Here is a 23,873-nt window from a genome sequence, read left to right as displayed (position 1 = left end):
TTTGGGCTTCAGAGCGGTCGCGCGCTGCCCTTGAACACCTGTTCTCGATGCCACTCGACGAAGCTTCCCGCCGGGTGGTGTTCGGTTCGCACGGGTGCGTTTAATTGGCCGCCGTGGTGTCTCAGGAGAATCTCTTCGAAACTTCGGCCGCCGTGGGCTTTCTCCGAAACCAGCACGCGCCGACGATCTCCGAGCGTGAAGGCGCCGATATCGAAGAGCTTGTGATGCAGGCAGCACAGCGCGATGCCGTTCTCGACGACATCCGGGCCGCTCGCTTGGTGCCACTTGATGTGCGCCGCTTCGAGACCGATCGTGATGTTGCCGATGCGCAGGTCGAGATCGCATAGGGCGCATCGATACTGATAGGCGGTTAGAACCGCTTCGCGGAATGCAGGGTCGCGGCGGCGTTTCGCTTCGGCGATGTCAGCTCCATCCGTGTATGCGGTTGCATCATCGAGTGCAAGACCGACTGCATCAAGAATGTCGCTATGGATGCTCTCCGGAAAATGAGCGGTAAGCAGTACGCGGGCAATCATCGTGATTGCCTTGGGGTCGCTTTGCAGGAATGTCTGAACGCCGGTTGAGAAATGTCCCGTTGCGTTCAGGTTTCGCAGTTGCCCCTTCGTCAAATCGTTTTCAAGCAGGACGTGCTCGCGATTCGTACCGAGCGTGACCTCCCAGACCGCGTCATTCTTCAAGCGCACGAAGGGAAGCTCGGGATGAAGCGTGCGACGCTGGGGCGCGAACTCCCTAAGCAAGTCGCTCAGCCGAGCCTCGTACTCGCAGAAAGGTATGTCCTGCACGCCTCGCTGGAACAAGGCAAGCGCCATCAGAATCAGCAGCGGCTTGTGAGGTGCACGCTCGCCATTGCGCCGCCAGATATTCAAGTGCTCGAAGCTTTGCAGAATCTCGGACGGGCGGGTGACGGTCATGGATCAGGAGATGTTCGACGACAAAGAAAAACCCGTGACGCATTGTGCGATCACGGGTTTGTGGAACCGGAAACGGGGTCTGTCTAACCCTCAAACATCAATATTCCCCGCCCGCAACGCATTGCTTTCAATAAAGGCCCGGCGCGGCTCGACATCATCGCCCATGAGCGTAGTAAAGATCCCATCCGCCGCGATCGCGTCCTCGATCTGCACGCGCAACAACCGCCGCACACTCGGATCCATGGTCGTTTCCCACAGCTGCCCGGGGTTCATCTCACCCAACCCCTTATACCGCTGCTTCGAAACATTGCGTTCGGCATCCGCGATCAACCACTTCATCGCGCTCTTGAAGTCTGTCACAGCCATCGACCGCTCACCGCGCTTGATCAACGCACCCTCGCCGATCAAGCCCTTGAACGTATCCGCCGTCGACACGAGCTGCTTGTAATCCGCCGTCAACTGAAGGTCTTCATCGATCACCGAGACCTTCACATTCCCATGATGACGCCGCTTGATATGCAGCGACCGCAGCTCGCGCACCTGATCGTAGGCCGGCACGACGTTGACTTCCGGCTTCAACGGATCCGCCCGCAGGCGCGCTTCCAGACGCTTCGCCGATTCCTCCGCCGCCTCTTGCGACGACAGATCGAGCACGACACCATCCATCACCGCCTCGAGCGACGCCGAATCATAAATCCGGCTCAACCGATCGATCACCGCCTGCGCCAGCAGATACGCCCGCGCCAGTTCGCCGAGCGCATCGCCCGCGATTGCATCGGCGCCTTCGGCCGGGATCAGTTCCGAGCCTTGCAAGGCGAGCTTCAGCATGTGCTGATTCAGCTCATGCGCGTCCTTCATATACCGCTCGTCCTTGCCCGCCTTGATCTTGTACAGCGGCGGCTGCGCGATATAAATGAACCCGCGCTCGACGATCTCCGGCATCTGCCGATAGAAGAAAGTCAGCAGCAGCGTCCGGATGTGCGCGCCGTCCACGTCCGCATCGGTCATGATGATGATGCGGTGATAGCGCAGCTTGTCCAGGTTGTAATCGTCCTTGCCGATACCGCACCCAAGCGCCGTCACCAGCGTCACGATCTGCTCCGAAGAGATCAGCTTGTCGAAGCGCGCCTTCTCCACATTCAGCACCTTGCCGCGCAACGGCAGGATCGCCTGGAACTTGCGGTCACGTCCCTGCTTCGCCGAGCCACCCGCCGAGTCACCCTCGACGATATAAATCTCCGACTTCGCCGGATCCTTCTCCTGGCAATCGGCCAGCTTGCCCGGCAACCCGATGCCGTCGAGCACGCCCTTGCGGCGCGTCATCTCGCGCGCCTTGCGGGCTGCATCGCGGGCACGCGCGGCATCGACGATCTTGCTCGTGATGATCTTCGCGTCGTTCGGCGTTTCCTGCAGATAGTCCTCGAGCGCCTTCGCGACGACTTCCTCCACCGGCGCGCGCACTTCGGACGACACCAGCTTGTCCTTGGTCTGCGAGCTGAACTTCGGCTCGGGCACCTTCACCGAAAGCACGCACGACAAACCTTCGCGCATGTCGTCGCCGGTCGTCTCGACCTTGGCCTTCTTGGCAATATCGTTGTCGACGATGTACTTGTTGATGACCCGCGTCATCGCCGCGCGCAGGCCGGTCAAGTGGGTGCCGCCGTCGCGCTGCGGAATGTTGTTGGTGAAGCAGAGCACGCTTTCGTTGAAGCTGTCGTTCCACTGCATCGCCACTTCGACGGTCACGTTCTCGCGCTCGCCCACCGCATGGAACACGTTCGGATGCAGCACCTGCTTCGCCTTGTTGATGTACTCGACAAAGCCCTTCACGCCGCCGCCGAACGCGAAATCGTCTTCCTTGCCCGTGCGCTGATCCGTCAGGCGGATGCGCACGCCGTTGTTCAGGAACGAAAGCTCGCGCATGCGCTTGGCGAGAATGTCGTAGTGAAACTCGACATTGCCGAAAATGGTCACATCAGCCAGAAAATGCACTTCGGTGCCGCGGTTCTCGGTATCGCCAACCACCGGCATCGGCGAATACTGCACGCCGTTTTCCTCGATGATCTCGCGGTTCTGCGCCACGCCGCGCGCGAACTCCATGAAGTGCTTCTTGCCGTCGCGGCGCACCGTCAGGCGCAGCCATTCGGACAGCGCGTTCACGCACGACACGCCCACGCCGTGCAGGCCGCCCGACACCTTGTAGCTGTTCTGGTCGAACTTGCCGCCCGCGTGCAACTCGGTCATGACGATCTCGGCGGCGCTGCGCTTCGGATCGTGCTTGTCGTCGCGCTTCAGGCCGGTCGGCACGCCGCGGCCGTTGTCGGTCACGGAAATCGAATTGTCCGCGTGGATCACAACGTGAATGTCGTCGCAGTAGCCGGCGAGCGCTTCGTCGATGGAGTTGTCCAGCACTTCGAAAACGAGGTGATGCAGACCGGTGCCATCCGACGTATCGCCGATATACATGCCCGGCCGCTTGCGCACCGCCTCCAGACCCTCGAGGATCTGAATGGACGAGGCGCCGTAGCTGTTGTCGGGCGTGTTGTCGGGTTGCGAATTTGTGTTTTCAGTCATGGAATTTTCCGGTTCTGCTTCACTGCCTGGGTTACCGCTCGAACTTTTCTGAACACCATTAAAAACGCCAAAGGGGCGCGCCGCCCCTTGGAGTGTTCACGTGAATGCGCGGGTCAGATGCGCATCGGCATCACCACGTACTTGAATTCCTCGTTCTCGGGAATCGTGATGAGCGCGCTGGAATTGGCGTCGCCGAGGCTGACCGTCAGCGTGTCGACCTTCAGGTTCGCGAGCACGTCGAGCAGGTACGTGACGTTGAAACCGATGTCGACCGTATCGCCCTGATACGCGATCTCCAGTTCTTCCTGCGCCTCTTCCTGGTCGGCGTTCGTGGACATGATCTTGAGCTGGCCCGGCTCGACGAGGCAGCGCACGCCCTTGAACTTGTCCGAGGTCAGGATGGCCGCGCGCTGCAGCGAGCGCTGGAGTTCTTCACGGCCGATCTCGAAGCTGTTCTTGTGCGACTTCGGAATCACGCGCTGGAAGTCCGGGAACTTGCCCTCGACCAGCTTCGACACGAGTTCCACCTGGCCGAAGCTGAACTTCACCTGCGTGGCGGCGATATCGATCTTCAAGTCGTCGTCGATGTCTTCCAGCAGGCGCTGCAACTCGAGAATGGTCTTGCGCGGAATGATGACTTCCTGGCGCGGGAACGAGCCTTCGATCTTCATCGACGAGAACGCGAGACGGTGGCCGTCCGTCGCGACCGCCATCAGCTGGTCGCCGTCCACTACCAGCAACATGCCGTTCAGGTAGTAGCGGATGTCCTGCTGCGCCATCGCGAAATAAACCATGCCGAGCAGCTGGCGGAACGTCTTCTGCGGAACCGAAAGGCTCGCGCCGAAGTCAGTAGCCTGGTTGACGGTCGGGAATTCGTCGGCGGCGAGGGTTTGCAGCGCGAAACGGCTCTTGCCGGAGCGCACGGTCAGGCGCTTGTCGGAAAGGTCGAGCACGACTTCACCCGAAGGCATGGCACGCAGGATGTCCAGCAGCTTGCGCGCGGCGACCGTGGTGGCGACCTGGTCGCTGCCGACGCCGAAGTCGGCGCGGGTCGTGATCTGGAGTTCGAGGTCGGTCGAAAGGAACGACACGTCGGCGCCGTTCTTGGTGATCAGCAGATTGGCGAGGATCGGCAACGTGTGGCGGCGTTCTACGATTCCGCTCACGGTTTGCAGCGGCCTTAGAAGATTATCTCGTTCGGTCTTGACCAGTTGCATAGAGTTCCTTCGTTGATGTGTCGGCCCGTCCGCCGGTTTCGCCACCACTGGGTTTGCCACCCTGACCGACGGACAACCTCGTAACCCGCGTTGCCGGCCCCCCGCCGGTCACTCGCGACAGCTTTACGCCAAGCCGCCCAGGCCATGAGCGGCTAAACCTGTATTGTGCCTCAAAACGGCCGCGCTCCCTAAAAATGGGGGCCGTTTCGTCAAAAAACAGGCCCGCGCGCGCAATATCTGACGCGTGCGCTCGCAGCGCTCCGTTAATCGGGCGCTAGCCCTTCAAGGTCTGTTCGAGGACGTGCAGTTCGTGGTTCAACTGCGCATCGGTGCTGCGCTCGGACCCGATCTTGCGCACGGCGTGCAGCACGGTGGTGTGATCGCGGCCGCCGAACAATTCGCCGATCTCGGGCAGGCTTTTCTGCGTCAGTTCCTTCGCGAGATACATCGCGATCTGGCGCGGGCGGGCAATGTTAGCCGGCCTTTTTTTCGAATACATGTCGGCGACCTTGATGTTGTAGAAGTCGGCCACCGTCTTCTGGATGTTTTCCACCGAGATCTGGCGGTTCTGCACCGTCAGCAGGTCCTTCAGCGCTTCCTTGGTCAGTTCGATGGTGATGTCGCGGCCATGGAACTTCGAGTACGCGAGGATCTTGCGCAACGCGCCTTCGAGTTCGCGCACGTTCGAGCGCAGATGCTTGGCCACGAAGAACGCCACGTCCTCCGACAGGCTCACGCCTTCCGACAGCGCCTTGCGCATCAAAATGGCGACGCGCATTTCCAGCTCGGGCGGCTCGATCGCCACGGTCAGGCCGGAGTCGAAGCGCGAGATCAGACGGTCGTCGATGCCGGAGATTTCCTTCGGATACGTATCGCTCGTGATGATGACCTGCGCCTTGTTGGCGACCAGCGCCTCGAACGCGTAGAAGAACTCTTCCTGGGTGCGCGACTTGCCGGAGAAGAACTGGATATCGTCGATCAGCAGCAGGTCGAGCGAGTGGTAATAGCGCTTGAAGTCATCGAACGCCTTGCGCTGGTACGCCTTCACGACGTCCGAGACGTACTGCTCCGCGTGGATGTAGCGGATCCGCGCGCCGGCCTTGTCCATCAGCAACTGATTGCCGATCGCGTGAATCAAGTGCGTCTTGCCGAGGCCCACGCCGCCATACAGGAACAGCGGGTTGTACGAGATGCCCGGATTGTCCGCGACCTGGATGGCCGCCGCGCGCGCGAGCTGGTTCGCCTTGCCGGTCACGAAGTTGTCGAAGGTCAGCACCGGATTGAGCTTCGAACGCTCGTAGGCGGAATCGTTTTCACCGCCGGCCGGCGGAGCGCCGCCCGGACGCCACGTACGACGGCCCGCGGCGGCTTCGTTGGCATCGAGGCTCGGAAGGTCGAGGTCGGCCGGGTCTTCGGGCGTCGACTGCGCGTGCTGCGCGGCTTCGGCAGCGAGGGCGTTGATGTGCGCCGCCGCGTTGGCGTGCGCGACAACCGAAGGTGCGGGCGGCACGGCCGCCGCCGGCGCCGGTGCGCGCGGCGCGACGGGCGCGCTCGGCCGCGGCGCGGCGTTCGGGCCGCCGCCAAGCGCGTTGCGCGCGGTCGCTTTCGGATCGAGGACGAACTGGACGTCGATGGGCGCGCTGAAGAAATCGCGCGCAACGTCGGTGATGCGTCCGGCGAACTGGCTTTTCACCCAGTCGAGTTTGAAACGATTGGGAGCAGCGATGCGCAAAGTGTGCGCATCGGCATCGAATTCGACCGGGGTCAGCGGCTTGATCCACGTGACGTACTGCTGCGGCGTCAGTTCGCGCGCCAGCAGTGCGGAACAATGTTCCCAGAAATCGTTCATCGAATGCGGTCGTTTTGGTTGCTCCGCGCACCTGACGGCCGTGCTTGCCGAACGTTCGTCCGTTGGCGGCAAGTCCCGGCACAGCCGAGCAGACGTGCTCCGGAGCCTTACGCCGCAAGGGTTTGCGGGCGGACAGCGAGCCGAAGCAGCGGGCGGATATTTGGGAGTAAGGCGAGATTCTAACGCCAAAAGAGACCGGCGCGCGAGTTATCCACAGGGACACATCAGGGTCCCGGAAGCCTGCAAAAGCAGTCTGAGCGCGCTTGGCTTGCCGCTAAGCTATTGACGGTCAAGTGAAAAGCAGTTTAAATAGCGGGTTCCGCGAAAACAGAATTCCTGAACCTCCGGCCATCGCGCTTGCAGTGATCACACTGGAGCCAAGCCCGCGCGGTTAATCAACTCAAGTGAGAGCACCATGAAACGTACTTACCAACCTTCAGTGACGCGCCGCAAGCGCACCCATGGCTTCCGCGTTCGCATGAAGACCGCGGGTGGCCGCAAGGTCATCAACGCTCGTCGCGCGAAGGGCCGCAAGCGCCTGGCAGTCTGAGTCTGCGGGCATTGCCGCAGATGGCCGCTCGCGGCGTTCCTGCCGACGAGCCGATCATGCGCCGCACAGAAGTCTTGAATCAGGACATCGTTCAGTTGCCGGCGCAGGCCACGTTCCCCAAGGCCGCAAGGCTGCTGAAAACGGATGAGTTCTCATCCGTTTTTCGTTTGCGCCCCTGGCGACGTTCGCCGCACTTCGTCCTGTACGGCAAGCCAACGGGCCAGGCAGCACGGCTCGGACTGGTCATCGGCAAGAAGCAGGCGCCGCGCGCCGTCACGCGCAACCTGGTCAAGCGGCTGGCGCGCGATGTGTTCCGGCTGCGGCGCGAGCAGTTGAACGGCTTCGACATCCTCGTGCGGCTGCATTTGAAGATCGACCGAAAGGCCATGCCGAGCGCGAGTTCGCCGCCGCTTCGGGCGCTCATCGGTCAGGAACTGGAAGCCTTGTTCGACCGGGCAGTGCGCGAAGCAGCGCGCCGTTCGGCCGATTCCGTGGCGGAGCCGCCAAAAGCGCCCGCCGTCGACGATTCATCCGGCCCGAGCGGCTCATCCGGGTCATGAAGCGCAGATGCGCCAGGTTTTGTCTCCGTGACGAACCCGGCGCGCAGCGCGAAGCTTATGCAAACGGCACTTATCGCGTTGTTGCGCTTCTACAAGCTTGCCGTGAGCCCCCTGCTCGGCAATCGCTGCCGCTTTTATCCTTCCTGTTCCGACTACGCACGCGAGGCAATCCAGTATCATGGCGCCGCGCACGGCACGTATCTCGCCGTCAAACGGCTCTGCCGCTGCCATCCTTTCTCGGCCGGCGGCATCGATCTCGTGCCGGCTCCTCCGGGGCACGTCGGCGAACCCGACAAGCCAGCTTCGCAACCGGATTCCGCATCGTCGGACCCGTCCGCGCGCAACAAGCTTTCAACACTAAACGGCGCTGAAGCGCTTTCCGATCGACACTGAGACAACGCATGGATATCAAACGCACCGTCCTATGGGTCATCTTCTTCGTGTCAGTTGTCTTGCTGTTCGACAACTGGCAACGGGACCATGGGCGCCCGTCGATGTTCTTCCCGAGCGCGACGCAGCCGGCCAAGACCGCCGCCAACCCCGCACCCGGATCGGCGACGCCCGGCGCACAACCCTCCGAACTGCCGAACGCACCGGCCGGCGCCGCCCCCGGCACGACGACGCCGCCCGCCACTGCCCAGGCGCAGGTCGTCAAGTTCTCGACGGACGTGTACTCGGGTGAAATCGACACGCGCGGCGGCACGCTTTCGAAACTCGCGTTGATGAAGGAAGGCGATGGCAAGCAGCCGAACCTCTACATCACCCTGTTCGATCACACCGCGAACCATACTTATCTGGCGCGCACCGGCCTGCTCGGCGGCGACTTCCCGAACCACAACGACGTCTTCACGCCGATTCCCGGCCAGACCTCGCTGACCGGCGACGAGAAGACGCTGAAGATCGCGTTCGAATCGCCGGTGAAGGGCGGCGTGAAGGTCATCAAGACCTACACGTTCACGCGCGGCAGCTATGTGATCAACGTCGATACGAAGATCGAGAACGTCGGCACGGCGCCGGTTTCGCCCTCGGTGTACATGGAGCTCGTGCGCGACAACACGCCGGTGGAAACGCCGCGCTTCTCGCACACGTTCATCGGGCCGGCGGTCTATACGGATCAGAAGCACTTCCAGAAGATCGACTTCAGCGACATCGACAAGAAGAAGCAGGACTACGTCAACTCCGCCGACAACGGCTGGATTGCGATGGTCCAGCATTACTTCGCGTCCGCGTTCATCCCGCAACAAGGCGTGAAGCGCGACATCTATGTCGAGAAGATCGATCCGGATCTGTACCGCGTCGGCGTCAAGCTGCCCGCGCAGACGATCGCGCCGGGACAGAGCGTCAACGTCGATGCCCGCCTCTTCGCCGGTCCGGAAGAAGAGCGCATGCTGGAAGGCATCGCGCCGGGGCTGGAGCTGGTGAAGGACTACGGCATGGTGACGATCATCGCCAAGCCGCTGTTCTGGCTGCTGGAGAAGATCCACAGCTACGTCGGCAACTGGGGCTGGGCGATCGTGCTGCTGACGCTGCTCATCAAGGCGGTGTTCTTCCCGCTGTCGGCGGCGAGCTACAAGTCGATGGCGCGCATGAAGGAAATCACGCCGCGCATGCAGCAGATCCGCGAGCGCTTCAAGGGCGATCCGCAGAAGATGAACGCGCAGCTGATGGAGCTGTACAAGACCGAGAAGGTGAATCCGTTCGGCGGCTGTCTGCCGGTCGTGATCCAGATTCCGGTGTTCATCTCGCTGTACTGGGTGCTGCTGTCGTCGGTGGAAATGCGCGGCGCGCCGTGGATTCTGTGGATTCACGATCTGTCGCAGCAGGACCCGTACTTCATCCTGCCGGTGCTGATGGCCGTCTCGATGTTCGTACAGACCAAGCTGAACCCGACGCCGCCGGATCCCGTGCAGGCCAAGATGATGATGTTCATGCCGATCGCCTTTTCGGTCATGTTCTTCTTCTTCCCCGCCGGCCTGGTGCTGTACTACGTGGTGAACAACGTGTTGTCGATCGCCCAGCAGTACTACATCACGCGCATGATGGGCAAGAACCGCAAGAAAGCGGCGTAAGCGCGCGGTTGTGATTCGCATGTGAGAACGCCCGGCTTGGCCGGGCGTTTTTCTTTTGGGCGATGGCTTTCTGGCGATGAGTCAGCGTGAGCGCTTGTGCTCCGCCGGAGTTTGACGACGACGCCTCACCGCTTCACCGCCCCATAGAACTGCTCGATGAGCTCCTCGAGCAAATACCGATGATGCGGCGACAGTGACTCGATCTTGGTCGCCAGCTCGAGCGTCTCGCCCGACGCCGGATATTTATCGTCACGAGCCAGAGGTTTGGGCGGCCCCTTCGGACTGCCGCTCGGCGGCGGGCCATAGTGCAGCCAATGCTGATCGACCTTGAACCATTCGGACAGCGTCTTCAGCTTGTCGGCGGTCGGGATCGACCGCGCGGTCAACCATTTGTGCGCCGTCTGAGGCGAAACCGATTCGCCCCGATAGCGCAGATTGAAATGCAATGCGAGATCGGTCGCGCCGCGCATCTTTTCAGGTGCGCGGGTCATCGAGAATTTCAGCCGCTCAGAAAAATCGGCCTTTTCTTGTGGTGTAGGCATGACCGAATTGTGCGAAATATCCGCTGACAACAAGTCAACCAGCTGCGCTAGATATGGCTTGTTTCGTCCGCATTTATCTTGCTTACGTTGATCGGATTGTTGCTTCTCGACAGCATCATTTCCTCAACAATGTCCTTCATTGTTGACTTATACGCCGATCCGATCATCAGCGCGGGCAAGTCGAGCGTTACAGTCGAGTATCTCAAATAAGATAGCGCAAGAATCATCCTATTGGCATGGCAAGTCGTCCGGATTTGTCGTCGCGCTACAATGCGCGCACCCTTGATCCTTCCGTTTTCACTGCCTTCATGTTGAGCAACGACACCGATCCAATCGTCGCAATCGCCACCGCGCCCGGACGTGGCGGCATTGGAGTGGTGCGGCTGTCGTTAGGGCGAGCGGGGGCGTCGGCGGCGCAGCAAGTCATGCTGGCGCTGTGCGGCGAGACGCTGTCGCCGCGGCATGCGAGTTACGTGCCGTTCCTGGATGCGGGAGGCGAAGCGCTCGATCGCGGCATCGCGCTTTACTTCCCAGCTCCACACTCGTACACGGGCGAGCATGTGCTTGAATTGCAGGGGCACGGCGGTCCGATCGTGCTGCAACTGGTGCTGCAGCGTGCGATTGAAGTGGGCCGGGCGTTTGGGCTGCGGTTGGCCGAGCCGGGCGAATTCACCCGGCGCGCGTTTCTGAACGACAAGCTCGATCTTGCCCAGGCCGAAGCCGTCGCGGATCTGATCGAAGCCAGTACCGAGGCCGCTGCGCGTTCAGCCGGGCGTTCGCTGGAAGGCGCGTTTTCACGTGAGATTCATGCGCTCGTCGAGGACGTGATCAATCTGCGCATGCTGGTGGAAGCAACGCTCGACTTTCCCGAGGAGGAAATCGACTTTCTCGAAGCCGCCGATGCGCGCGGCAAGCTTGCGCGCATTCGGCAGCAACTCGAGACGGTGCTCGCCGACGCGCGCCAGGGTGCGTTGTTGCGCGAAGGTCTCTCAGTGGTACTGGCGGGGCAACCGAATGTCGGCAAATCGTCGCTGTTGAATGCGCTGGCGGGCGCGGAACTCGCCATCGTCACGCCGATTGCCGGAACCACGCGCGACAAAGTGGCGCAGACGATTCAGGTCGAAGGCATCCCGCTACATATCATCGACACAGCGGGTCTGCGCGAGACGCTGGACGAGGTGGAGCGAATTGGCATCGAGCGGACGTGGGGCGAGATCGAGCGCGCCGACGTGGTGCTGCACCTGCTCGACGCACGCGAGGGTTTGAACAGCGCGGACCAGGAGATCGCCGCGCGCTTTCCGCAAGGCGTGCCGGTCGTGCGGATCATGAACAAGACCGATCTGGCCGGCATGCCCGCCGCTGCGCACGATGCCGACGGCCACATTCGCGTCGTGCAACTCTCAGCGAAGCATGGCGACGGCATCGCGCTGCTGCGTGACGAGTTGCTCAAGATCGCAGGCTGGCAGGCGGGCGCCGAGAGTGTCTATCTGGCACGCGAGCGACATCTGATTGCGTTGCGCGAGGCTCGCGAACATCTCGCGCTGGCTGCGGGACATGCTGATCAGCGCTCGCAAGTGCTCGATTTGTTTGCCGAAGAGCTGCGGCTCGGGCAGGAGAAGCTCAACGCGATTACTGGCGAGTTCAGCTCCGATGACCTGCTCGGCGTGATCTTCAGCCGCTTTTGTATCGGCAAGTAGGCTCACAGTCCGTGCGGCTTGCCGACTTCGGTTAGTTCGCTGCTGAGCCTCTCGACCTCCTCCGGGCGCCCGTGAAACGCTGCAGGCGTGTTCTGAAACGTTTCGATCCGATAAACGCCGTCGCACAGCGAAAGCACCATTGTCTGGATGGCGTTCAGCTTTGGATCGAGTGCGGTCGCGCCACGGGGCCACATGCCCGCGATCGCGCGCACGAGCAGCGTGTGCCCATTCGCCATGCACCGCACCTCGCGCACTTTCGCGACGAAGAGCGGCGTTGGGTGTTGCTCGAAGATGGGCCGCAGATGAGCTTCGATACAGGCGCGGCCATCAACCGGACTGCCGTCGAACCCGACGAGGCTGCCGCGTTCGGCAAAGCGCCCCGCCAGTGCGCAGGCGTCCTGGCGGTTCCAGTCTTCCAGCAGCCCGAAGTAGACCCGCCGCGCGCTCGTCGTCCAGTCTTCCAACTGGCTCATGCCGCCTTTTTCCATGCCGCGGCAAAGATGCCCGCTCCCATCAGGAGCGCCCCGCCGGTGCGATTCACGGCCCGCTGGACCGATGGCTTGCGAATCGCCTTGCGCGCGCCGGAGGCAAGCAGCGCGTAAGCGAACGCGTTGGCCGCGGCCAGACCGACGAAGGTGGCCTCCAGAATCGCAATCTGCGACACACTCGCGGTATGCGGATCGACGAATTGCGGCACGAACGCGACGAAGAAAATGATGCTCTTCGGGTTGAGTGTCGTGACGGCATATGCGTGCGCGATGATGCGGCTCATGCGGACCTCGCCTGTGGGTTGAGGGGCATCGGTATCGATGACCGGCGCCCGCCACAGCTTCACGCCGAGATAAACGAGATAGGCCGCGCCGATCCATTTGACGAGCATGAACAATTCGGCCGAGGCCGCGAGCAGCACGCCGAGTCCAAGCATCGACGCGGTCATTGCGGTGAGATCGCCCAGTGCGACGCCCAGCGTAGTGGCCAGCGCGAACTTGCGCCCATGACCGAGCGCGTAAGAGACAACCAGCAACACGGTGGGCCCGGGGATGGCGACGAGAATCGCGGAGGCGATCGCAAACGGCAACCATTGTGCAAGGGTCATTGTTTTCTCCTGAAGTCGAAGCGTCGATTTATCCATGAACGCAAGGATGTGGCAATAGGCCGCTTGGCCAGCTTGACGGCTCGATGCGATTGCGCGGGGCTACCGACGCGCTGATGAACGCAAAATCGTGCGGTGCAATATGAGCATTCTTGGGAGATTTTCAGCGACGGAATGACGCAGTACGAAATCTTTCATTTCCGATTGGCCGCCTTTCAGGTTTTTTCGGTTAATCGCTGCCGTTAGCCGATGGCAAGCGGCCACGCCGCGACATTCTGCCTTGTTGCGAACGCACACAACTTGTGCTTGCAACTTTTTCTCACTCCACTAGCATGACTTTTGCGGTCAACCGCTTTTAAATACGTAGCTAATTTCGAGTGATAAGTCGTTCGGAGGCTAAATATATGCAGAAACGCGCCACTGCTCTTTTTGCGATGGTCGGCCTTTTCGCCATTGTGTCCACCGCGCAAGCCCAGGACAGCGTTGTTCAGCCCCAGCAGACCTTCACCTTCCGGCCTAATTCGTATGGGTGCTTGTCGAAAGACAAGTTTGATTCGGCCGATCAGCACCAGAAAGCCGGAGAGCATCAGAAGATGCAGCAGTATTTCGAAGGCTTCGAGTGTATTTCGACTCCAGTCGACTCTCACTTCCGTGTATTACGCGTCGTCGGTCATGACGTCGAGTTCGTCAATGCGGCGAACAGCGATACACAAGGCATGTGGACGACGGATCGTTTCATCGATCAATAATCTGGTCCGTATTTCACTTGCATTTGATTTGTACGGCGCGATTTTCTAATCGCGTCGGTTGGTGTGTTTTGCTTCGGCTTTCAGCTTAGGTCTTCTTTTCCCACGCGTCGGACTTTTTAGTGCGCGTGCGTCGTCACGTCTTCCCATTTCCCTCGGATTCCCCGCACAATACCGGTCGCGCGTGTTCGTGTTCGTGTGCGCCGCACCGACCGCTTTTGCTCACCTGATTCGCCGGCCAAGCAGCCGGCGCCGACGCTGAATGGCTCTCAAATCCACCATCTATAAGGCAGAGCTTCAGATTGCCGACATGGATCGCCACTACTACGGCGATCATTCCCTGACCATCGCGCGTCATCCGTCCGAAACGGACGAACGCATGATGGTGCGCATTGCCGCCTTTGCGCTCTTCGCGAGCGAACGATTGGAATTCTGCAAAGGCCTTTCCGACACCGATGAGCCCGATCTATGGCAGAAGGATCTCACGGGGCAGATCGAGACGTGGATCGAGGTGGGTCAGCCGGACGAACGACGCATTGCCAAGGCGAGCGGCCGCTCCGGGCGCGTGATTGTCATTGCTTATGCGGGCCGGACGGCGGACATCTGGTGGCAGGGTGTGAAGGGCAAGATCGAGCGGTTGCGCAATGTGACGGTCTGGTCGCTTGAGGAAGGCGTCAGCGACGCGCTCGGCAAGCTGGCCGAACGGACGATGCGCTTGCAGTTGATGATGCAGGATGGGGAGGCTTCCCTGGGTAGCGAGACGGCCGATGCTGTCGAGCTGCGGTGGAGCGTGCTTAAGGGGTGATGGGTTTGTCGGCTGACGCTTCAGGCGGTCCCTTGAGTTCGATCATGTTGCCCTCGGGGTCGAAGAGGTAGAGGGAAGGGCCGTAGCCCTTAGCGCCGTAACGTCGCGCTTCTTCGCCGATGTTCACGTTGTGTTTTTCGAGGTGAGCGCGGATTGCTTGGGCGTCGAAGGGCTCGACGCGTACGCAGAGGTGATCCATGTTGCGGCCTGCCCTTGGGTTGCCGCTGTCCGGTCGGTCGATTTTTGCGCCTACGCTCAGGAGGTCGATCAGGGAGCGGCCGGCGCGCATTTGGATCAGGCCTAGGTCGCGCTGTTCCTTTTCGATCGGGCAATTCAGCACGGTGCGGTAGAAGCTCACCATGTTGTCGAGGTCAGCGCAGCGGATCACGACGTGATCGATTTCGCGGATGGTGAAGGGCATGGCAGGGCGCTCGCGGTGGGGGTGCGAGGAAGTTTAGCGCGGGGTAGGCGGAAATGAGAAAGGCCTGGCGGGTTAGGCCAGGCCTTTTGGATTCGTGGGAGGAGGACTATCCAACTAAGGAACCAAACGCCTGCCAGCCAACGAACCTTAGCATCTTCTTTCTAACGGTGCCCCCATAGTTGCCCCCTACCGGCTTCGCCTCCATTGTTCGCGGTTGCGTTGTCGCTGTGCGTATTGGCCCTATCCGCTAGCGGCGGGCGCAACGGCCCGTGGCTTGGCGAAGGAGTATGGCGTCTCGCATCCCACAAATTTGAAGGCCGCGCGGAATGGTTGAAATTGGAGCACGGCCTCATCTATAACCGATCCGTGCCGTTTGTCGGTCGCAAGACCAATGAGACTGAGAGCTTCACGTAATATTGGTTGGCCACATAAAGCGATCGGCCCGAGGACGAGCCGGCTGCTTCTAGGCCTACGCCGCCGCGTCTGAATCTTCCGTCATGATGCCAGTACGGACTTCCTGTGCCGCAACCATCGAGGCAATCGTGGCAAGTCTGCATCGCTCTTGGCGACCAAGCTCTTTCGCATCGTCATCATCGGGATCAACCACGGCAGCGTCGGGATCAAGCACGGCAGCGTCGGCGTCTTCACGAGCTTGCTGTACGAGCAAGGCGTGCACCGCCAACCAAAGCTCATACCGTTTCGAGAATGAATTGGCCAGTGCTGGTGATCTTTGCTCGAGCTTCTTGCGCTCCGTCGCATATCGTGGATACACCTCGGAGTAGTAGATCAGCAGCGTCCCATTGTCCATGAATGCGCCGCTCGCATGCTTCGTAACGTCCACGCTGCCGCTATCGTCAGATACATCCGACCATCGCTCGTCGTCGGGGCCGGCCACGGGGATTACTTTGAAGTCTGGAAAAACCGCAGCCTGCGAGCGATCCTTCGGCCTAGGCGCATCAATGACTTCGTACGCTTTCTCATCACTCAATGCCGACAGGCCGGGACGGTACAGCTCGACACGAATACTGCCTTTCGACAGAGATGCAACCGTGGTCGAACACTCGATGCCGATTCGCATACGCCCCCCACTCAGCGGGCTCGTGCCGATGACCCTCAGGTCATCTCCAACGGCTATGTTGATTCTCGACTTCTTAGAGTCACTCGCGTCGTGATAATCCGAGTTCGCGTCGGTTTCAATCCTGATGTAACGGCGTTGCCCTCCGTAGAACGTGATCGGTTCATCGTCGACGACAATTTGAATATAGGTGGGCGGCTCACTGGGAACTATTGGTTCGAGTTTCGCGCGCGCTTTCTTGGGCGTTACTGCGTTATCTCCGGCACCCTTCGAAGCGCTTGCCCCCGCCTCGGTTGGAGTTGCGCCTGCCATACGGAGCAGCTTTGCCACCTGCCGCCTCATCTGCTTTTCTGCGGATTCGTTGCTTTCCCTCAGGCTCTGATCCTTCGCCTCTTCATTGAGGCGCTTAAGTTCATCATCCGTCTTGAGAATACTGATCAGTTCCTTTTCGATCCTCGCGAGTACGAATCCTTCTCGCGACTGTTCCCGCGTTGACGAAAACAATTGCCTCTTTGCCGAAGCAGAAAGACGATCGCAGTTCACATGGCAGATGAGACGATTACGCAGAAATGGTAGGTCGGCATCACGTCGAATGAGCAGGGCCGAGATTTCGCCCTGGTTCTGGCCGTTATGCGTTAGCACGATCGGTCGCTTTGAATCAACAAACAAGTCCGAGGGTACGCCGCTTACCTTGCCATGTTCATCGGTTTTTTGTTTTAAGACCCAATATTCGATTGCGATGTCACCGTGATCCCCCAACGTAATGTTGAACAGCGGCAAACTGTAATCAAGGTCCGGTCCTTTTGAATCATCATCCGCATCTACCGCCCCGTTTAGTGCATTCCGCGAGCCTTTTATCACACGGTTCCATTTATGCACCTGATTTTCAAAGCGAATCGGCGCGACGGGATCAAAAAGAACTCGCTGCAACACTCCATAAAGACTTTTCGGCCCTATCGAGGCACCGTAGTTTGACAGGTCAAATCCGAAGTGGCGAATAAGCGTACCATTCTCAATGTCGCCCGCTCGCGCCTTGATTGAAAGAATTTTGCCACCATCTGCCAGATAAACGTACCGGCCAGTCTTGTAGTCTTCTGCGGGAAGATCGGCATAGCGGACGACTGTGAATGCAATATCATCTGATCCGATAGCGCGGGAGGCAATCAACACATACTTTGAGAAGGCGTAAGTGCTCGAACCGCCTTGACCATACGTACCAGCCAGATAATGTTTCTGGATCTTATTGCTCTCGTTGAGGCTCAGAATGGTGTCTTCCATCCGATCAGCGCCAATGCCCACACCCCGATCGATGACAGACACAAGCCGAGACTGCGACCCCTCGCCTGGCTCCAAACGGACTATGGTTCCCGCGGCGAGATCTTGCCGCCGTTTCACGGTTAGTCCGGCCAATCCGGTATTCGGCGGCACCCCAAGCCAAGCTTCCGCCGCCTCTCTCGGCGAGCGGCACTCGGGAACGCCGTTGTGGGCGTTGTGTTCAAGCTCCAGGATCGCATCATGAGCATTGGTGACGCGCTCAATCAGCGAACGCCCAGCGTCTGCTGCGACCTCGATGGCACCGCGATTGTTGGGACGCTTGCCTACGGGCAACTCGTCGTCTGTCGCATGACCTTCTCGCCACTCAGTAAGTGTTGCCTCTAACGCCGCGACGGAGCTTGCGCTTATCAACGCGTCATAAAGATCACGTGCGTCCATCTCCCATCCTCCCCGGCCGATCACTCTAAAGAAAACTCGGTGGCGCGCGTGTCAGGCGCACTTTCAAACCGCGACTTCAAGGTCCTGATTTCGTCTTCAAGCGCGCGCACGATCTTCTTAACATCCTCGTCCGAATACTCGTAATGGGATCGGTTTGAAAGATTGCCAATGAGCCGGATGTCATTTAACGCCCTCGTCACTCGGGCATTAGCAAGTCGGACAAATTTTTCCTTCTTGGTTTCCATCACATCCTCCACATACGACTCATCCTACAGACACATCATTGCAATGTCAAAATATTTTTATAATCTGCGTCATATTTCCAATATGTGTCGCATATTTCAAGATTGTACGCGCAGATTGGCCGGATGCAGTCCTTCGACGAACGCTTCCTCGCACGAGTGCGGCTTACGGGGTCACATATGTGCTTGATGATCGACCGAGATGAAGTCATGGGCCGATAGAACCTAATTTCCTGAGGCGATGTTTAGGCGCAAAAAAATCAGAACCGATCGGTTCCTGCGGGCGGAACAGGTGAGGACCTGCGGGTTGTTCTAAAAAGAGACAAACCGGAACTTACAGCCCTTAATGAAGGACGCAGATGTACGCTTGACCGTCTTGCGCTCCAACTCAACCTTAAATTGGGTCGCGTTGCATTGCGATGCGCGACTGGTCGGCGTCCCAGTCCATGCTCCGTAGAGGCGTTATTTTGCGCCCAGTTATAGGCGAGCCCCAACGCCTTACGCGAGGCTCGCCAACAGTCCGCCAAGATCGTCGCCTTGCAATCAGAAAAGATTGACCGGTCGTGCGCGAATCCGGAAGATGCGCAGTTATCGAAGAAGAATAAGGAGTATGAAGTGGCCGCGCCGCTGCCTTCAAATGATGTTTTGGGCGTTTTCAAAGCGCTCAAGGACGATCTTCAGACGAGTCTCCTCACGCCAAGGGGACTCGCAATGAAAAGTTCGGGAACGAGAGACCTCGAACTGTCTGAACCCACCGACTCGACCTCCGGCTTCTGGCGTAATCCGCAATCGATATCGAGCAAGCCGCCTCGCTGGATCGTACAGGTCGAAGTGCCGATTAGCGGGGGACCTCCGATTGCCAGATTAGCGCGCGATGCTGCTGGCAATTCAATAGCTTTGGGGCGATCCGTGGGATACGCTAATAACCATGCCGGAAATTGCGTAGTATTCGTCTCACGCGTCTTGCCAGCAATCAAACCGCCTGGTCCGGCAGCTCAGTGGGAATTCCCACAAGGTTGGGAATATCTGCTGGTTTTGGCTTTTGCTACACGACTTCCAGGCGGCAACTCCAGCGTACCACTCAGCAACTTTGACCCGGCCGCTGGAACCGTGGATTTCGGTGTTCGCGACACCCGGAGTACAAATGCGATTTCGTTTCGCGCGATCGTCAAAGTACCGGCTGCCGCACCAATGGCTAGCGGGACCACTTACGCGGAGGTTGCGGAGGCGGTCGCGACCTTGACCGGAGCGCAACTCTATGATGGAGCGGATGCTCTGAGCCGCGATCAACTTGTGGCTGATTTGTCTGCTGTGTTCGCTCCCTCACCAGCCGCAGAGCCTTTTGCGCTGGCTGAGGATACCGCTTTGGTTGGTATCGATCCCTCGGTATATCGCCAGATTGAGGCAGCGATTAACTCCGGCAAGCGACACGTCATTTTGTACGGACCGCCCGGGACGGGCAAAACGACTTTGGCCGAGTATCTCGCCCGAGAGCTTTCCGAGCGCGACGATGGGGACGGTTCGTATTTGATGCTGACAGCGTCATCCGCGTGGAGCACGCAGGACCTTGTTGGCGGCTATCAGCCGCTCGGCGCAGGGGCCATCGGGTTCATTCCCGGCGCGCTGCTTCGGAACTTCGACAAACCTTCAATCATCGATGAACTTAACCGATGTCCAATTGACAAGGTCCTTGGCCCTCTGTTTTCAATTTTATCTGGACAGTCATCCGTTCTGCCTTGCCGTGCTGATGTCGCCGATCCACAGAGCCCGTTCCACGTGGTGCTCCCCGAGCCACGTCGGGATATGGCAGCCCATGAGCACGCACCGCAACCAGCTTGGCGGTTAATATGCACGCTGAACACATATGACAAGACCCAATTGGGCCAACTCTCCTATGCTCTGAGCCGGCGGTTCGCCTGGATCAAGGTGGGCGCTCCATCCGATCCAGAAGCATTCATAAGCGAGATGGCTGGCAGACTCGGCATGACAGTTCCCGTTCCAACCCCCGCAAATCCGGTTGGCTCCATGTGGCGTGTCGTCAATATCGCTCGCGAAATTGGTGGCGCGCCGATCGTCGATTTTCTCAAGACACTCGACGCGTTGAATCTTGGCATCGACCCGTTTGCACTTCCGGTTGGAGCGGCGGCGGAAGCCTTTCTGTCTGCGTTTCGAATGTGTGTGTTGCCGCTTATGGACGGCCTTTCGCCGCGCGAAGCGACTGACCTTGCCGACGGCGTTGCAGCCGCATGGGCGCTCGACGCTGAGAGGGCGGGCCGCCTCAAAGCTGACTGTCGGGAGTTTTCGGCTTGACGCCCGCGGAGATGAGGCTCGAATCCCTGTGCCTGCGTGGTCTCATTCGTCATTTGAGAGGAGGAGAGCGCTCGGCCTATGGCGGCGCAACGGACACGCTTCGGGAAGAGGATTTGAATGCTTTGCGAATGTGGTGGGCGCTGTCCGGTCCAGTCGGCGCGCTCGCGCTGCGGTGTGCCACAAGGCCGAGAGAGATAGCGGGCGCACTTAGAGATATGCGCCGCGAAGTAACCGGTGAACTCCCGGGGACTCCCGACGCGGCAGCGTCGGCGCTGATCCAAGCAATCTCGTGTGACCCTGCGGCATTTGTCGTTACCGAGGCGGCCGGTACGTGGATTTCTGGTCCAAATCGCGTACTCGCCAAAACCCTTGACTCTGCTCGGGGTGCCCTGCGCGCCGCAGCGCTCCATGCGCGCCGAGGCTTGTTCGACGGGCCGGCCAGAGAAAGACTATCGGTAATCGACGCCGCACTGAGGACGGCACCGTTGCGCGATATTCTGTCGTCCCCGGCGGGCAAAGCGCGGATAGTTGCCCACGAACGAAGGCAGGCGGCGAAGGCGCGCGCGCCGCTTTACCGTCTTGCGTGGGACTGTGCTTCGGCGCTCCTTCGCGTCGAAGCGCTTGAGCGAGAAAGCTTGGCGGAACTGCTTGCATCCGATGTTCTGCCCCGTCTAGAGACATGGCGTCGCTTCGAGATGGCGTGTCTGCTTGAGATCGCTGAGGCGTTATCTGCTGCGGCTGGCGTGCCGTGCGCATTAGATGCATCGTTCGTGGCCGGAAGGCCGGCGGCGTGCATAGGGGACGTCGACGTGTGGTGGCAGCGGGCAATCCGTTCACGTCCCGAGGAGGAACTGGACGAGGGCGAGAGGATGGCCGCAGACTTGGCAGAATCGTTAGGTGTAGCGGTCGGAACGGCTCGCGCCGATCTGACCATCGAGCGGCGGGGTCGAATCCTCGCCATCGTGGAGTGCAAGTGGTTTGGTTCGTCGTCGTCCGTGCCGGGGGCGATTCTCGAAGCATGCAACCAGTTGACCGGCTACGCTCGCGACGCAGCCTTCAGGCAAGGCGACAACTCGGCCGCTATTCTGTCCAGAAGTCTCATCGCCCTTGCAGACCGCGACAATGTGCCGTTGACGGTCGGGACCGGCCCGGTTGGTTGCGTTGGCTTGTCCGATCTCGGGAGCACTGCCCTTGGTTCGTGGGCGATGTCCGTTCTTGCCGGTGCCTAGGCGGCGCGAGCGGCGCCTCCGTCTGCGATCAGCGCAACCTCTGCCTCATCAACTGGCGTCGCGCAAGGCGTGTTTATGGTGTAAGAGGATGGTTTTTCCGCCGCGGTTGGCATCTTCGGCCCTGCGAATCGAGCCATCGCCCCTTCAAGATAAGTGGCGTTCATTTCAACGCTTGCCCAGTGGCGGCCCAAAGCTTCCGCCACAGCGCCAGTGACGCATGATCCGCCAAACGGGTCGAACACGAAGTCGCCGGGGTCCGTAGTCATGCGGATAAAATATTCCGGCAAGGCAGCCGGAAAGCGCGCCGGGTGAATGTCGAGGCCACGATCACGACAATAAGCTTGGTATGTTCCGTTCGATTCAGTGTTGGCGATTGCCAGCAGGTTTGGTGGCACGGAGCCGCCATTGTCGCGGCCAAACTTCTCCGATATAACGTGGCCCGATGGGCGAGTCTTGGCCTGATAGCCGTTCTTGAGCAAATGCTTCATCGACGAGCTGTACGGCGTGAGGACGCGTCGATTACTCGCTTTCGGAAACGGAGTCTTGGAGAGCCACCATATGCAATTCACCGCGTCCTTTGGGCGCACCCTGCGCACGTTGACCCATTCGGCTGGTGTAGGCAGCTTCGCCGGATTCCACCAGTAATGTTCGAGTGCAAGATGGAAGCCGTACTCCTCGCATAGCATGATCAACAGCTCGAAGTGGTACAGAGACCGAGTAGGTGTGCCAGACTTCCACGCGCCGCCAATGTCAATGACGAGGCTGCCGTCATCGCGCAAAACCTTCTTGAATCCCTCCGCGAACGGTCGGAACCAATCGCAATATGCATGGGCATCTTCATTGCCATAGATCTTCTTACGGACGAGGCCGAAAGGCGGCGAAGTCATGATCAGGTTCACGCTTGACGCCTCTCGTGCGTCCATCCAGTCGAGTGAATCACCGTTCCACATCGTTCCGAAGTTCGTGCTGTGAAATTCGGTGACGGGACGCGCGATGCGCGGCGGTCTCATTTTCGGAGTTGCTCTGTCCATATCGGTGTGAGCGAGAGCCCGAAGATAATCGCTTAACGTACGGTGTCCGAGCGACTTTGCGCGTTGTTCCAGCGATGTTTTTTCGGCGGAGCTCAAGCGGACTGAGGCCGTCGTCTCCTTCGGTTCCGCTACGTTCGGTCGGGCCATGTTATTCCTCTGGTTCTTATTGGTTGTCACGCGAAAACCTGATTGGTTTTCGTATTACACGCTGTATTGTCGCGCGCTGGTCGTGTCTCCTGCAAGTGTTCGAGTAAAAAATCTGCGAGATGATGTGCAGATCCCGGAAGAGCGCCGAAGTTGCCCGAAATGGACGCCGCCTTCAGCGAGCGCCAACGTACCGCTGCTATCGCAGCCTGGCCTCCTCAACGCGAGTCTCACGCGATTGCCACGCCGCCGACACTGAGACGGCCAGCAACGCGAAGAGGCTGGGTGACCGGCGGCAGCCTCAGCCTCTGCGTAGAGGTAGGTTGCGCGTCCTGAGTCCTCGTGCGGACGAATGGAAAGTCCCCGCGTTGCTCTACGGACCAGCACTTAAACGCGTTGCGGGGCGCCAGCGGACTGTCAAGCGTCCGAGTGTTGCTGCCCGAATTCTCGGCAGATAGGAGCGAAGGCTTCGTCCTGTCTGCCCCTTGGACAAGGGAGTTCGAAGGTCTTTTGTCATCGGCTTCTACCATGCGCCGCCAGGTGGCAGAGGTCGAGCGTCCGCCGATAGCGGAGGAAATGCTTTCGCCGCTTGGATGTACGATACTGCGCAGTAGCCTGACTCGAATCGACGTGGACACGCAGCCAGTGGGTGACAACGCGGGTGGATTGCTTAGGTCTTAGGTCCACATTACGTAGACTTTCCCTGTCCCTGTGGCCGCGACGCGTCCCGAAACGCGGAATCGGCCCAACCGTTGTTCAGCGCTTAATCGTCGGGGTCGCCGGCGGCGAGTTGACGTGGAGGCGGCATCGGTTTTCTGCCCTTCCAGGCACCCTCGCGGCGCCTCCATTGGCCTAAGGTTTAATTTTCAATTTCGCGGATACTGAAATTTGACGGAACAGTCAGTATCAGGCTGAATCACTCTGACCCTTTGCCCGGCCCTCCAACTATCAGTGCGCCATCCACCCGCGCGTCGCGCAATGAAAAGTTGCGCGCGCATTGGCAACAACGTCAGCGCCTTTTCAAAAGAAGGTTCGAGCGGATGGCCGATCTCGACGCCAAGCGGTCGAACAAGC

At 59.8% G+C, this 23,873-nt stretch carries 20 protein-coding genes; 9 read left to right on the top strand and 11 right to left on the bottom strand.

What is annotated here, in order from left to right; translation table 11 throughout:
• Positions 1 to 8: 8 nt before the first annotated feature.
• The 4 genes from QCE88_RS01650 to dnaA all read right to left on the bottom strand — a co-directional run bounded on the left by QCE88_RS01650 (position 9) and on the right by dnaA (position 6,572).
• Complete coding sequence (locus tag QCE88_RS01650) at positions 9 to 932, bottom strand: phosphorothioated DNA-binding restriction endonuclease (protein WP_309898631.1); 924 nt, start codon at positions 930 to 932, stop codon at positions 9 to 11.
• Between the two features lie 90 nt (positions 933 to 1,022).
• The gene (gene gyrB / locus QCE88_RS01645; RefSeq protein WP_309898629.1) at positions 1,023 to 3,506 is read right to left on the bottom strand and encodes a DNA topoisomerase (ATP-hydrolyzing) subunit B; all 2,484 of its coding nucleotides are present in this window, start codon (positions 3,504 to 3,506) and stop codon (positions 1,023 to 1,025) included.
• Positions 3,507 to 3,619: 113 nt separating this feature from the next.
• Positions 3,620 to 4,723: a DNA polymerase III subunit beta gene (gene dnaN / locus QCE88_RS01640; RefSeq protein WP_309898627.1), complete on the bottom strand. Its 1,104-nt coding sequence runs from the start codon at positions 4,721 to 4,723 to the stop codon at positions 3,620 to 3,622.
• Between the two features lie 274 nt (positions 4,724 to 4,997).
• Entirely contained in the window at positions 4,998 to 6,572 is a 1,575-nt protein-coding gene (gene dnaA / locus QCE88_RS01635) for a chromosomal replication initiator protein DnaA (RefSeq protein ID WP_309898625.1), read from the bottom strand.
• 415 nt (positions 6,573 to 6,987) lie between these two features.
• Here dnaA and rpmH point away from each other — a divergent pair, with 415 nt between their 5' ends.
• From rpmH to yidC, 4 genes are read left to right on the top strand one after another with little or no spacing between them, the layout of a single operon-like run.
• Positions 6,988 to 7,122: a 50S ribosomal protein L34 gene (gene rpmH / locus QCE88_RS01630; RefSeq protein WP_006998755.1), complete on the top strand. Its 135-nt coding sequence runs from the start codon at positions 6,988 to 6,990 to the stop codon at positions 7,120 to 7,122.
• 56 nt (positions 7,123 to 7,178) lie between these two features.
• Positions 7,179 to 7,682 carry a ribonuclease P protein component gene (gene rnpA / locus QCE88_RS01625; RefSeq protein ID WP_309898624.1) on the top strand — a complete coding sequence of 168 codons (504 nt, stop codon included), beginning with the start codon at positions 7,179 to 7,181 and terminating at the stop codon, positions 7,680 to 7,682.
• A 57-nt stretch (positions 7,683 to 7,739) separates the two neighbouring features.
• On the top strand, positions 7,740 to 8,075 hold the full coding sequence (gene yidD, locus QCE88_RS01620) for a membrane protein insertion efficiency factor YidD (protein ID WP_309833637.1): 336 nt from the start codon (positions 7,740 to 7,742) through the stop codon (positions 8,073 to 8,075).
• Between the two features lie 8 nt (positions 8,076 to 8,083).
• Positions 8,084 to 9,751, top strand: a complete 1,668-nt coding sequence (yidC, locus tag QCE88_RS01615) for a membrane protein insertase YidC (RefSeq protein WP_309898622.1) — start codon at positions 8,084 to 8,086, stop codon at positions 9,749 to 9,751.
• Positions 9,752 to 9,876: 125 nt separating this feature from the next.
• On the opposite strand, the gene QCE88_RS01610 is transcribed toward yidC, so the two are convergent.
• The gene (locus tag QCE88_RS01610; RefSeq protein WP_309829868.1) at positions 9,877 to 10,293 is read right to left on the bottom strand and encodes a transcriptional regulator; all 417 of its coding nucleotides are present in this window, start codon (positions 10,291 to 10,293) and stop codon (positions 9,877 to 9,879) included.
• A 308-nt stretch (positions 10,294 to 10,601) separates the two neighbouring features.
• Between QCE88_RS01610 and mnmE the strand changes: the two genes are divergently transcribed.
• Positions 10,602 to 11,990 (top strand): tRNA uridine-5-carboxymethylaminomethyl(34) synthesis GTPase MnmE, encoded by a 1,389-nt coding sequence (mnmE, locus tag QCE88_RS01605; RefSeq protein ID WP_309898620.1) that lies wholly within the window; start codon positions 10,602 to 10,604, stop codon positions 11,988 to 11,990.
• Between the two features lie 2 nt (positions 11,991 to 11,992).
• Here the strand turns inward: mnmE and QCE88_RS01600 are convergent, their stop codons facing one another.
• Positions 11,993 to 12,478, bottom strand: coding sequence for an SgcJ/EcaC family oxidoreductase (locus tag QCE88_RS01600; protein ID WP_309898618.1), 486 nt, complete (start codon positions 12,476 to 12,478; stop codon positions 11,993 to 11,995).
• On the bottom strand, positions 12,460 to 13,086 hold the full coding sequence (locus QCE88_RS01595) for a LysE family translocator (protein ID WP_309898616.1): 627 nt from the start codon (positions 13,084 to 13,086) through the stop codon (positions 12,460 to 12,462). The genes QCE88_RS01600 and QCE88_RS01595 overlap by 19 nt, the downstream gene beginning before the upstream one ends.
• 401 nt (positions 13,087 to 13,487) lie before the next feature.
• Here QCE88_RS01595 and sap1 point away from each other — a divergent pair, with 401 nt between their 5' ends.
• Positions 13,488 to 13,832, top strand: coding sequence for a surface attachment protein Sap1 (gene sap1, locus QCE88_RS01590; protein ID WP_309829863.1), 345 nt, complete (start codon positions 13,488 to 13,490; stop codon positions 13,830 to 13,832).
• Positions 13,833 to 14,091: 259 nt separating this feature from the next.
• On the top strand, positions 14,092 to 14,634 hold the full coding sequence (locus QCE88_RS01585) for a YaeQ family protein (protein ID WP_309898613.1): 543 nt from the start codon (positions 14,092 to 14,094) through the stop codon (positions 14,632 to 14,634).
• Here QCE88_RS01585 and QCE88_RS01580 read toward each other — a convergent pair.
• From QCE88_RS01580 to QCE88_RS01570, 3 genes are all read right to left on the bottom strand, one after another.
• On the bottom strand, positions 14,624 to 15,055 hold the full coding sequence (locus QCE88_RS01580; RefSeq protein WP_309898611.1) for a VOC family protein: 432 nt from the start codon (positions 15,053 to 15,055) through the stop codon (positions 14,624 to 14,626). The two genes, QCE88_RS01585 and QCE88_RS01580, sit on opposite strands and share 11 nt — an antisense overlap.
• A 469-nt stretch (positions 15,056 to 15,524) precedes the next feature.
• Positions 15,525 to 17,843: a hypothetical protein gene (locus QCE88_RS01575; RefSeq protein WP_309898609.1), complete on the bottom strand. Its 2,319-nt coding sequence runs from the start codon at positions 17,841 to 17,843 to the stop codon at positions 15,525 to 15,527.
• A gap of 20 nt (positions 17,844 to 17,863) precedes the next feature.
• Positions 17,864 to 18,088: a hypothetical protein gene (locus QCE88_RS01570; protein WP_309898607.1), complete on the bottom strand. Its 225-nt coding sequence runs from the start codon at positions 18,086 to 18,088 to the stop codon at positions 17,864 to 17,866.
• 534 nt (positions 18,089 to 18,622) lie between these two features.
• On the opposite strand from QCE88_RS01570, the gene QCE88_RS01565 reads away from it, so the two are divergent.
• Both QCE88_RS01565 and QCE88_RS01560 read left to right on the top strand, forming a co-directional pair.
• The gene (locus tag QCE88_RS01565) at positions 18,623 to 20,395 is read left to right on the top strand and encodes an AAA family ATPase (RefSeq protein ID WP_309898605.1); all 1,773 of its coding nucleotides are present in this window, start codon (positions 18,623 to 18,625) and stop codon (positions 20,393 to 20,395) included.
• 485 nt (positions 20,396 to 20,880) lie between these two features.
• Positions 20,881 to 21,624: a hypothetical protein gene (locus QCE88_RS01560; protein WP_309898603.1), complete on the top strand. Its 744-nt coding sequence runs from the start codon at positions 20,881 to 20,883 to the stop codon at positions 21,622 to 21,624.
• Here the strand turns inward: QCE88_RS01560 and QCE88_RS01555 are convergent.
• Positions 21,621 to 22,523 (bottom strand): site-specific DNA-methyltransferase, encoded by a 903-nt coding sequence (locus QCE88_RS01555; protein ID WP_309898601.1) that lies wholly within the window; start codon positions 22,521 to 22,523, stop codon positions 21,621 to 21,623. The genes QCE88_RS01560 and QCE88_RS01555 overlap by 4 nt on opposite strands.
• Positions 22,524 to 23,873 lie beyond the last annotated feature (1,350 nt).

The sequence above is a fragment of the Caballeronia sp. LZ035 genome (assembly GCF_031451175.1).
GTDB lineage: Bacteria > Pseudomonadota > Gammaproteobacteria > Burkholderiales > Burkholderiaceae > Caballeronia.
The sequence above is the reverse complement of the archived record's forward strand: the minus strand, read 5'-3'. Positions and strand labels throughout refer to the sequence as shown.